Below are 10,962 nucleotides of genomic sequence, written 5' to 3' on the forward strand. Positions count from 1 at the left end.
AATTGTTTGAAACTGAAGATAGCTATGTAACTGAATTCCCATTAACGATAATGGTCAATGGTAAAGAATTTGCTACTGTCATATGTAGCCCAACACATATGGAAGAACTAGTTATTGGTTTTTTAGCTTCTGAGGGGGCTATTTTCAAAAAAGAAGAAATAAAATCCATACAGATTGATGATAGTAAGGGGTTTGCGCATGTGGAGTTAACAAAAGATTTAGGAGATCGATTTGAATACTCTACAAAACGCATGATTGCATCTTGTTGTGGGAAAAGCCGTGAATTTTACTTTCATAATGATGCAGCGATTGCTAAAACGTCGATGTCAAAGATTACGTTAACGCCGAGACAAGTTCTTAATATGATGACTGGCCTACAAAGTGCTAGCAAATTGTTTAAACAAACAGGTGGTTTGCACAATGCTGCGATTAGTGATGGTGATGAATTTTTCGAACACAGACAAGATATAGGTCGCCATAATGCGTTAGATAAATTGTATGGTTTTTGTATTCAACGTCATATCCCTGTGCGGAATAAAGTTTTAATATTTAGTGGTCGAATTTCATCTGAAATATTACTTAAAGCAGCTAAAATTGGCGTGGGTGTGATTCTATCTAAATCAGCCCCTACTACCTTAGCGATTACGCTTGCGAATGATTTGAACATCACTGCAATAGGTTTTATTCGTGATGGTAACTTTAATGTTTATAGCCATCCCGAACGTATAAAAGGGAGCGAGACTGAAATCTAGGGAGTGAAGGTAAAACCATGAGAAAAAAGAAAAACCATGAAGGAAAGATTAATTTTTTATTATCAATCCCTGATTTTTTTAGTAGTATATTTAAAATATTTAAAAATCTATTCACTTAAAAGCATCTATCAGTGGTAGAAATTTAAATACAAGCTTCTATTGATAGCGTAAGTTAAGTCGGATTATAATTTTCATACATAAGACAACTCGTTAATTTAGTTTAGTGGTATTTATTAAATTAAACGAAAGTGTCTTATTTTTTTAAAGTATTTTAATGTAAAATCACATGTAATTAACGTAGTTTTGATGAAAAGAGAAGCGTAGAGATGATTCGTGATTGAATCACCTCTACGCTATTGTTTTGGGATTGAACTCCCAGACACTTTTATCATTTATATAATATTTTCTTTTACAATTTGGTAGATAAAACTTTGATATGTATACCCTTGTTTTAGATACATATCTTTGGCAGTATCTTCACCATCTGCTACAAGAATGACTGGACGTTGTCCAGCTAGCTTCCCGACATAAGATTGCATAGTTGTGCCAATCCCTTGATGTTGATAAGTCTCAAGCACGCCAAAACTATCAATCTCAACTGTATTTTCTGTTTCTATAACATCTACTGTCCCTACTGCTTTATTATTCAAATAAGCAAGTAACTTAAGTGTAACGTCTTCCTTACTTAGTATACTTTGTCTCGCTACGTTAACGCTCTCTATGGCAAATTCCTCTCCATAAGGAAGTGCAAATGAATAATAGATATTTAAATAATCTTCTATATTCTGCTCATTTACTACTTTAATGACTATTTCTTCTCTTTTAGGTAGTGTAGCTAGTTGAACCCCTTCTATGATGTAAAATTCTAATACCCCCAATTGAAATCCTTCATCTTTAAATAATTTAAGCCACGTTTCATCGAGGCTTTCATTTTCAGGAAAAGTAAACGCTAAATGGTTAGAATGTTGTTGTTGATGCAATAGTAACTGTTGAGTTATATCTTCATACCATTGTGCTATGGCAGGAACCTTTTTATAGACCCACTTATTAGTGTCGTATTTTAATGGCTCAGAAGAAGTAAGATAAATTATTTTTCTCTCATCTTCTGAGTACAAATGTCCTTCTTGATAAATATTATGGATTGAGATACCAGCCATGCGATTATCCCCCTGGCTATTTAAAATTTAATAACTTTATTGTATCAAATTTTTAAAGCGAGAGTGGTTTAACATTGTTGCGCCTATTAAACTAGCAATAATGCCTTTAACAATATCGCCAGGCATGAATGTTAATGATAAAACAATAGCTTTACTTACAGGTATATGTATAATGAAGCCCATAATAATTGTACCAACAACGTCTAATAGCAAAATACCAACGACTAATGTTGCTACAAATAAAATTGTAAAGTTGATTCTATCAAGATAACGATCTCTAACTAATCCAATGAGATAAGCTACTACAGGATATAAGAATAGGAAGCCAGCTGAAGGTCCTGCAAATACTCCAATTCCTCCACGTCCACCTGATAAGACAGGTAAACCAGTAGCCGCTAATAATAAGAATACTATGACACTTAGCGCACCATATTTTCTTCCTAGGATAATACCCGCTAGAAAAATACCAATATTTTGTAAAACAATCGGTACGGGCATGATAGGTAATGGAATACTCGGCACCAAACCTAAAACACAAATAATCGCTGTCATCAATGCAGTATAAACTAAATTTCTTGTACTCATGTTGTATCCTCCTTCTACGAAAATGATTATACCACTATTGTAAACTTACGTGAATAAAAAGTTTACATTTAATTTAAGATTTAACTTTCTTAGCCAAATCTGTGATATAACGGAAGAAATTATCTCTGTTTACACCATTAACTACATTGATTGGTCGACCATCTGCTTTAATAAATGTACGTCCTTGACTTGGACCATCACTTTCAACATCTACATTCAGTTGAATAGATTGCACTAATTCAGGCTTACCTACATATGCTGTAGTGAGCACGTCCCATAAGAAATATGTAGAATTAGTTACGAAATGAGTAAGTGGAGGTACAGCGGCATAGCTTACGCCTAGGAAATCTACCCCTATGTATTGACGTTCGTCTGCCCACATTTGGCGAATATCTAGGGTTAGTGGCACTTGATTCGTACTTTCTAAGGCAATCACTTCAATCTCTAGTGCACTATCAAATACTATTTTTACTGCTTCTGGATCCCAAAAGGCATTCCATTCAGCTGTACCAGCATGTTCTGGTTCTTCTACATTACCTTTTTCCAAAAATGTGCCACCCATCCACACAAGTTTATGAATATTTTGTGTAATGCTAGGGTCTATTGTAAGTGCTTTAGCTAAATCTGTAAGTGGACCAGTAAATAATAAAGTGACTTTCTCATCACTTTCGGTTAAAACTTTAATAATATCTTCATAAGCTTCCAATTGGCTAATGGTAGACTGACGATTCGTTGTGGGTTCATTTAAGATAGGTAGGGCGTCCATAAAGAAAGCATGCATTCTCCATTCTTTAGGAAAAGGATTTCTCCCACGTTCACGTGATGCGGCCACCTTAAGTGACAAACTTGAGAAACGGTTAATAATTTTACTAGATGCACTGACTGAAGGCTCGACATAACAATCGGCACCAATTGTACTCACTCCAACCAATTCAATATCTTCCATATGTAATAGTAAAAAGAGTGAAACTAAATCATCCACTCCACCGTCGTGATTAAAATAAACTTTCTTCATTGTTTATCCTCCTATATGTATTCTCAAAAACATGATATAAAAAGAGCTATGATTACATTGTACATAATCATAGCTCAATAGCGTATCAAAATTGATATTCGTTTTAAATTCTACCTAATTATTTACTAGCTTTAATTAATTTGTCTTTTAAGTCTTTTCTCATGAAGTCAAGTGTATAAGGATCATTGTACCAGTATGTTTCAGCTTTAACTTCAACTACATGACCATCTTTAACTGCTGGTAAATTTTTCCAAATATTAGTTGTTTCATAACTTGGTTTAGATTTGCCTTCACCAGTTGATACGATGTAATCACCAGCTACGTCATCTACTTTTTCTTGACTTACTTCAGCCCAACCTTCTTTTTTAACTAAATCTTGTTGGCCTTTAGGCATATTTAAACCGAATGCTTGATATAAAACTTCTCCACCACGGCCCCAGTTATCGCCGTATGTGTATAATTTTTTATCGAATTCGTCAAAGATTGATACAGTTGAATCTTTACCGATGGCATTTTTGATTTCTTTGCCGTCTTTTTCAGCTTGTTTTTTCCATTTTTCTTCCCATTTTTTAACTTCGTCTTCTTTACCTAAAATTTTACCTAACATTTCTTGTTGTTCTAAGTATTTATGTTTACCGTAATCCACAACAATTGTTGGTGCAATTTTTTGGTATTTTTTAATATTTTTATCAGTAGAATAAACGATAATTAAATCTGGTTTTTTCTTAGTTACTTTTTCTACGTCTTCGTCACCAATTTTAGTAGTATCTTTAAATTTATCTTTTAAGATTGGGCTTTGATCGACTTGTTTATTAACCGCTACGATGTTAGCGCCTAATTTATGTAAACCACCTGCAAACGTAGGTGCTACTACAGCAATACGTTGAGGATCTTTAGGAATTTTAATTGACTTACCACTATCTAATTTATATGACTTTGTTTCTTCTTTTGAATCTGATTTATTTGAATCACCTGAACTACCATTATTGCCACATGCAGCTAACACAATGATTAAAGCAATTAATGGAAAAATTAACTTTTTCATAACATCCTCCTATTGAAAACGATTATCAATTTCATCAAAATTATACATGAGATAATTGATATTTACAATAGAATTTTTATATATTTGAAAAATAAAAAATTAGCCTCGCAATAATAATCAAATGAGGCTAATTAATGAAGTTCAATATTTTTGGTTATTATGTTTAAAATAGGTCTAATACCGACTTCGCAATATTAGTGTAAGCAGCATCTTCCATTGGAGGGTTGTGTAAACCAGCACGCATATCACGATAGTATCGTTGTAGTGGACGTTCCATTTCTAAACTTTTTGCTCCAACAATTCGCATAGCTAAATCTACAACTTCTAACCCCTGATTCATCACAAGGATTTTACTAGCTGCGGTCTCATTCCAAACGTTAGGATTATCTTCAATAGTTTGATAGCCTTTAGCAGTGCTCCACAAGAAATGTCGAGCTGAAAGTAATAACGACTCCATTTTACCAACATTTTGTTGCACAGTCGGAAGATTGGCAATGGTTCCTTCAATACTATTTGGACCATAGCTTTTAGCAAATTCAACTGCATAATCTCTTGCTGCCTGCGCTATACCTAAATACGTACTTGGTATGTGTAATATCCATCCGTTAGGTTGAGGCTTACGTCTTCCTTCTACGAAATATTCATAAGGTACTATCACGTCATTTAATACTAAATCATGGCTTTCTGTGGCTCTCATGCCGATCATATTCCAATTATCAGCTATCTCTACACCTTTAAATTCCCGAGGCACCAAGAAGAAACCTACTTCTTCTAGTTCCTCAACATAAGCAGCCACGATATAATGTGTAAGTGCTTTGCTCATTGAAGTAAATGTTTTAACCCCATTTAATTGATAACCATTTTCCGTTTTAACAGCATGTGTTGCAGGTCGCCCGCCGCGCGTAGGACTGCCTGTGTCCGCTTCGCTTACCGCTCTATTAACAAGTGCACCTTTTTTAATTTCTCCGGCAAATTGATCAAGCATCTCTTGTTGCCACATATTTTGCTCATATAATTGTCCTACCACGCTTAAATGCCAGCCAATTGAAAGTGCAGTCGCTCCATCAATTGACCCTAAGTAACTTTGTAATACTACCATATCTTCAATAGTAGCGCCTTCTCCTCCATATTCAACCGGGAGCGTTAACAAACTATAACCTTCTTTAACAAGCCATTCAATATTTTCAAATGGAAATGTTGAATTTAAATCATTGTATTCTGCTCTTTTTCTAAAAGTATCTTCAACTGTTTTGAATTTCTCGAGCCACTTTTTTTGTAAACTATTATTAATTAAAAATGAATCTATCACTTACATCACCTATTCATTATCTTAGTTATTTATTCTTAGTTTACCACTCAACATTAATAAGTTAAAGAATGCCAATTATACCGATGTTCAAATAAAAAAGTCTTAAGTTTAAGAGAATTTTCATTTCTCAACTTAAGACTAGGTATAAGCAGATTACTAGTTGATTATTTAATGTATTTTTCAAGGTCAGCAATCAACTTATTAATTTTTTCACGTTGCTCATCAGTAACGTAAACAATAACAATTCTTTCATCTCTAATACTGCGCTTTTTTGATAATAATTGTAAATCTTTTAATTTTTGTAATGCTTTAGTTAAGTAATAAGGTTTAAACTCTGAATACGTTGCGATTTCTTTTGAAGTTATTTCATTTGTTTTACTTCTAGCTATGTAATTTAAAATGTAAATCTCTTCATAATTTAAATTATATTTCTTTTTAGTATCCTTGAAGAATTTCTTGACTTGAAATGTTGCGTTAACTAAATCATTGATATCTTTAATTTGTCCCATATTCTAAACCACTCCTCCGATGTACGTCTTGTTGCTACAAGGTTCGTGTACTATTTACTACTCACTAAAGATTTCTAATGCTATAAAATTTATTTTATAATATTTAAGTATAATATTTCAATGTTTTTATTAACTTAAAATGGTATTACATAATAAAAACACACTGACTAAATTATACTTAATCAATTAAAGTTCAATACTAATGAAAATGAAATAAAAAACTAGGAAGCTTGTTGTTATATATTACCTTGTACAAACATCCTAGTTTAAATAAAATTATTTAATTTTTGATTCTACATATTCAACAAAAGTTTTAACATCTTCAGTTTGAATCTGTTTCATTGGCACCCTGCCAATATTAAAAGTAAATGTAATGTTTTGGCCATCATATTCAATATCTTCTACTTCATTATAAGGAATATTTCTATAATAAAATTGACCATTCATATCCACGTTCATGATTAAACGTTCTGAAGTCGCAACGAATGCGCCTTCAAATTCGCTTTGGCCCTGTACACTGTACTCAATCATGCCTAAGACAGATGGACCTTTTTGTTCGGTTGGGAATAAATCATCAGGATTCACATTATCTAAAATCATATTTTGATACTCCTTATTATCTATGTTATAAAAATTGATTTCATTTCCGCTTGAAATTCATTGTAACATTCCACAAATAATCTTTCTGTTTTATTAAGTTGAGAATCTAATAATTTGATATACACCATACGTTCATCTTCTGGCTTTCTATATTTTATTATATATCCTTTTTGATATAAACCATTAATAATTGAATTGATACAAATCAAATCGTGGTGTGAGAAGGAATGAAATGCTTTTAAAGAACTTACTTCTTGATGGGTAGTAAGTTTACCTAATAGAAATATCTCATCTAACGTTAAATCAAATCGATCTCCCACTAATTTAACTTGGTTTAATGCTTGATAAAGAATAGTAATATAAGGAAGTTCTACTAAAATATTAAACTCTTCATACTTATTGAGATATCTTACTTTTAACAACTCTTCAACTTCACAAAATAACATATGCAATTTTTCTTGATATCGCGTAATGGGCAGAATTAATATTCTTCTTTGATCAACCTCATCGCGCAATTTAATAATCCATTTTAAATGGTAAAGTTGTTCTAAATGATAGCGTACATTTCTTTTAGATAAGTCCACTTTTTTAATTAAGTCTTCCATATAGATACCTTGATGTTGAACTTGGTGATAATTAATAATTTCATTTAATATTATTAAATGTTCAAGATTTAGGTTATGTGTGTACTTTAATATTGCGTTAATAACTTTTGTGAACATCAAATAAAATAAAAGCGTCTCAATGTTCTTTTTATTCATAATACTTGCCACCTCATGTCCTAACTTGATGCTTACTATAAGCATCGATTTAAAGATAGACATTTTGGTGTTGTAGCATTTTAGATATCATTATCTTCACATATAAGTATTAATAAGATGAGAGCGTCAATACTATCTAATATGAATAATGCTTTGTTTAACAACATAACACTCAACTGTTTTTATCTTATACTATTAGGTCAGAAGTTTTTTGATTAAAACACACTCTAGCAATACAACAATAATTTATTACTCTTCTTAAATCATCATAACATCCGCAGAAGATTTACTTTATAAACTATTAATCGCTATCGCAAGGTATAAATGTTTTATCTTCTATTTCCTAATAATAATTACTTTTAGCTTCAGCTATTAATAATTGTGCTTCCTTATCAAACGGAATTTCTATAGTTTCTGAACTATTATAATGTATAAGTTGCTTATTTTTCCTAATTTGCCCAGGCGTTGCGCCATATTTGTTATTAAATAAAGCAATGAATCGTGGGTAGTGATTAAATTCATGGTCGAAAGCAATATCTTGAATTAGCGCGTTAGTTTTTAACAAGTCCACCAAACATAATTTTAATCTCACGTCGTTGATATACTGAGTAATATTATTATATGGCGTATGGTATTTTATAGCCTCGCTTACTTCTTTTGCAGACATATTCAGAGAATTTGCAAGTTCTTGCCTATTAATTTTCTGAGCATGATGTTCAATAATATATTCATGCACTTCATCAATTAGCGTATTTTCCAATTTATAACTATCCCGACGTTTACGTTGAATATAACCCAACTCTACGCATAAGTGTTTTACCAATTTATCTTTAATATGTAATATATGCGGTTTACGGCTTTCGAATTCAAGTAAATTTATGATAAATGGTTCTAACTGTCTTCTTTCAATTGATGAAAATTTATGACCGTTTAATCTAATATAATCATCGGCGAATTTTAAATAATCTTTAAAGGCTATTTCAATCAATACTACAAAAGAATCCTCTTCACCTTCAATTGAGTATAAGTCATTTAACATTACAAACATCAAATCTCTAGACTTCATTTAAAATTTGTCCAAGTTCAAATTAACCACACCTGAACCTTTTAACCAATAGATTAATTTTATATTCGATTCCTTTTGCCTACTTATCTTTATATTTTTTAAAAGTTTTACCGAAAAGTTATCAATCATACGTACGTCCTCTCACTTTATAATATATAAAGACATGACATAAATAGAAATAGAGTTACCTCCCCAATAACTTCTTTAGCTATTCTGAGGGTGAGACATTAATAGTTTATATTCTAAAAAATTAAACAATGTTATCCCAACCTCATTCTTCCTCGAATGTCTATCTTCATATATAATTGTATGTTTTCTTTCGGCACTACCAGTAGCAAACTTTTGACTAATTATATCACTTTATTACCTTATTCAAATAAAATTATATATATAGCATGCTTAAAACATCACTTTTAGTAAAAATAGTATACGTTTTTTTACCTAGTTCCTATTTGTTTTTAAATTTGAGTAGCACATAAATGTGTTTTATATGTAAAAATATGGTACAAAATATATGATTTTTACAGTTATTTCTTTAGAAATAAAGTTTGCTATTTTTTTACAATAAGATTACAAAGAAATGAGTATTCTTTTCATAATAATCTTTAAACATTGATATATCAATGTTTTTTTAAAATTACAAAACATTACTAAAAGTATGTATGTTAAAACATAATATTAGCAAAAAATTACAAAATGATAACAACGCCCACAAACTCAATTTTTTTTGATAAAGTATGTTTTGTCGTTAAGGAACAATGAAACAAAGGACTTAAGGGTCAACAAATGACTATTAAATAATAAATAGAAATTAGTTTAATTCTCAGGAGGATATTTACAATGAAAAAAATCGCTACAGCTACAATCGCTACTGCAGGAGTTGCTACAATCGCTATCGCTGGACATGGTCACGAAGCTCACGCAGCTGAACAAGGTTATAACCCAAATGATCCAACATCTTATAGCTATTCTTACACTATCGACCAACAAGGTAATTATCATTACACTTGGAAAGGTAACTGGAGCCCTGATCAAGTAAATCACTCTAGTCAATCAAATTATTCAAATAACAACTACAGCAACAATAACTACAATAACTACAATTCAAATTATTCATATAGCTACAATAATGACAATAATACTCAATCATATAATTCAAATGCTCAACGTACTGGTGGCATGGGTGCTAGCTACTCAACTTCAGATCGTAACATCAAAGTAACAACTACAACTGCACCATCATCACATTCATCTGGCGTATCAATTTCTAACTCTGCAAGCTCAGGTAGTAATTTATACACTAGTGGTCAATGTACTTACTATGCATATGAAAGAGCTGGTGGTAAAATTGGTTCAACTTGGGGTAACGCTAATAACTGGGCAAACGCTGCTGCTGCTTCAGGTTACACTGTAAATAACTCACCTTCAGCTGGAGCAATTTTACAAACTTCTCAAGGTGCATACGGTCACGTTGCATACGTTGAAAGTGTTGGTAGTGACGGTTCAGTTACAGTATCAGAAATGAACTATGGCCATGGTGTAGGTGTTGTTACTTCACGTACAATCTCAGCTAGCCAAGCTTCATCTTACAACTACATTCACTAATATTAACTTATAAAATATTTCAAATAAGCTACACTTCCGCAAATGATTTCATTTAACAATGAGATTGTTTGCGGTTTTTTAATAGGAAGCGATGATAGAAAGCTAGTAATGGGATAGAAAGCTAGGGAGCAGGACTGAAATCTAGGGAGTGGGACTGAAATCTAGGGAGCGGGACTGAAATCTAATGTAATTCCTAAGATTTCCTAGTCCCGCCCCGGCAAGGTTGACTAGTAATGAAGAAAGTGAGGCTCGAATGCCTATTTATTGTAGGCAACTACTGCCAAAAAAGAGACTAAGCCATTTCTATAATGATGGCTCAGTCTCTTATTCTAATATAGCTATATTCTTACAATAAATTTATTATTTCGTGAATGAGTTATATCTATTAAACATGATGTTAATAAATTCATTTACTCATCGTTCATGGATTCAATTTTCGCTACAAAAATTGAATCCATTACTTTTGAATATTTTGAGGATATTTACAGTTAAAACCTTATAGAGATAAATATCATCGCTACAATAATATTTATTTACTGTTCTAACATATAAATATAT

Annotated in this window: 11 protein-coding genes; 2 read left to right on the forward strand and 9 right to left on the reverse strand. The window is 31.9% G+C overall.

The genetic code is table 11. From position 1 onward, the window contains the following. Positions 1 to 2 precede the first annotated feature (2 nt). Positions 3 to 752 carry a formate dehydrogenase accessory sulfurtransferase FdhD gene (gene fdhD / locus CD147_RS11150; protein ID WP_103167528.1) on the forward strand — a complete coding sequence of 250 codons (750 nt, stop codon included), beginning with the start codon at positions 3 to 5 and terminating at the stop codon, positions 750 to 752. Positions 753 to 1,144: 392 nt separating this feature from the next. Here fdhD and CD147_RS11155 read toward each other — a convergent pair whose 3' ends face one another. The 9 genes from CD147_RS11155 to CD147_RS11195 form a co-directional block, all read right to left on the reverse strand. Next, positions 1,145 to 1,909 (reverse strand): GNAT family N-acetyltransferase, encoded by a 765-nt coding sequence (locus CD147_RS11155; RefSeq protein WP_103167529.1) that lies wholly within the window; start codon positions 1,907 to 1,909, stop codon positions 1,145 to 1,147. Between the two features lie 36 nt (positions 1,910 to 1,945). Then, complete coding sequence (locus tag CD147_RS11160; RefSeq protein WP_103167530.1) at positions 1,946 to 2,494, reverse strand: biotin transporter BioY; 549 nt, start codon at positions 2,492 to 2,494, stop codon at positions 1,946 to 1,948. A 73-nt stretch (positions 2,495 to 2,567) separates the two neighbouring features. Further along, positions 2,568 to 3,509, reverse strand: a complete 942-nt coding sequence (locus tag CD147_RS11165; RefSeq protein ID WP_103167531.1) for a nucleoside hydrolase — start codon at positions 3,507 to 3,509, stop codon at positions 2,568 to 2,570. Between the two features lie 118 nt (positions 3,510 to 3,627). After that, positions 3,628 to 4,554 carry an ABC transporter substrate-binding protein gene (locus CD147_RS11170; protein WP_103167532.1) on the reverse strand — a complete coding sequence of 309 codons (927 nt, stop codon included), beginning with the start codon at positions 4,552 to 4,554 and terminating at the stop codon, positions 3,628 to 3,630. A 163-nt stretch (positions 4,555 to 4,717) separates the two neighbouring features. Further along, complete coding sequence (locus tag CD147_RS11175) at positions 4,718 to 5,860, reverse strand: acyl-CoA dehydrogenase family protein (RefSeq protein WP_174694348.1); 1,143 nt, start codon at positions 5,858 to 5,860, stop codon at positions 4,718 to 4,720. Between the two features lie 167 nt (positions 5,861 to 6,027). Further along, positions 6,028 to 6,372, reverse strand: a complete 345-nt coding sequence (locus CD147_RS11180; RefSeq protein WP_103167534.1) for a transcriptional regulator, SarA/Rot family — start codon at positions 6,370 to 6,372, stop codon at positions 6,028 to 6,030. A gap of 276 nt (positions 6,373 to 6,648) precedes the next feature. Beyond that, positions 6,649 to 6,972: a PH domain-containing protein gene (locus CD147_RS11185; RefSeq protein WP_103167535.1), complete on the reverse strand. Its 324-nt coding sequence runs from the start codon at positions 6,970 to 6,972 to the stop codon at positions 6,649 to 6,651. 20 nt (positions 6,973 to 6,992) lie between these two features. Then, the gene (locus CD147_RS11190) at positions 6,993 to 7,733 is read right to left on the reverse strand and encodes a transcriptional regulator, SarA/Rot family (protein WP_103167536.1); all 741 of its coding nucleotides are present in this window, start codon (positions 7,731 to 7,733) and stop codon (positions 6,993 to 6,995) included. 343 nt (positions 7,734 to 8,076) lie between these two features. After that, positions 8,077 to 8,799 carry a helix-turn-helix transcriptional regulator gene (locus CD147_RS11195; protein ID WP_233649276.1) on the reverse strand — a complete coding sequence of 241 codons (723 nt, stop codon included), beginning with the start codon at positions 8,797 to 8,799 and terminating at the stop codon, positions 8,077 to 8,079. Between the two features lie 840 nt (positions 8,800 to 9,639). Between CD147_RS11195 and CD147_RS11200 the strand changes: the two genes are divergently transcribed. Further along, positions 9,640 to 10,404, forward strand: a complete 765-nt coding sequence (locus tag CD147_RS11200; RefSeq protein WP_103167537.1) for a CHAP domain-containing protein — start codon at positions 9,640 to 9,642, stop codon at positions 10,402 to 10,404. Positions 10,405 to 10,962 lie beyond the last annotated feature (558 nt).

Source organism: Staphylococcus devriesei, assembly GCF_002902625.1.
Classification (GTDB): domain Bacteria; phylum Bacillota; class Bacilli; order Staphylococcales; family Staphylococcaceae; genus Staphylococcus; species Staphylococcus devriesei.

What these genes read in the sequence shown, in the direction of transcription:
- CD147_RS11155 (WP_103167529.1), bottom strand. Translation starts at nt 1,909, where the DNA reads ATGGCTGGTATCTCAATCCATAATATTTATCAAGAAGGACATTTGTAC.
- CD147_RS11160 (WP_103167530.1), bottom strand. Translation starts at nt 2,494, where the DNA reads ATGAGTACAAGAAATTTAGTTTATACTGCATTGATGACAGCGATTATT.
- CD147_RS11165 (WP_103167531.1), bottom strand. Translation starts at nt 3,509, where the DNA reads ATGAAGAAAGTTTATTTTAATCACGACGGTGGAGTGGATGATTTAGTT.
- CD147_RS11170 (WP_103167532.1), bottom strand. Translation starts at nt 4,554, where the DNA reads ATGAAAAAGTTAATTTTTCCATTAATTGCTTTAATCATTGTGTTAGCT.
- CD147_RS11180 (WP_103167534.1), bottom strand. Translation starts at nt 6,372, where the DNA reads ATGGGACAAATTAAAGATATCAATGATTTAGTTAACGCAACATTTCAA.
- CD147_RS11185 (WP_103167535.1), bottom strand. Translation starts at nt 6,972, where the DNA reads ATGATTTTAGATAATGTGAATCCTGATGATTTATTCCCAACCGAACAA.
- CD147_RS11190 (WP_103167536.1), bottom strand. Translation starts at nt 7,733, where the DNA reads ATGAATAAAAAGAACATTGAGACGCTTTTATTTTATTTGATGTTCACA.
- CD147_RS11195 (WP_233649276.1), bottom strand. Translation starts at nt 8,799, where the DNA reads ATGAAGTCTAGAGATTTGATGTTTGTAATGTTAAATGACTTATACTCA.
- CD147_RS11200 (WP_103167537.1), top strand. Translation starts at nt 9,640, where the DNA reads ATGAAAAAAATCGCTACAGCTACAATCGCTACTGCAGGAGTTGCTACA.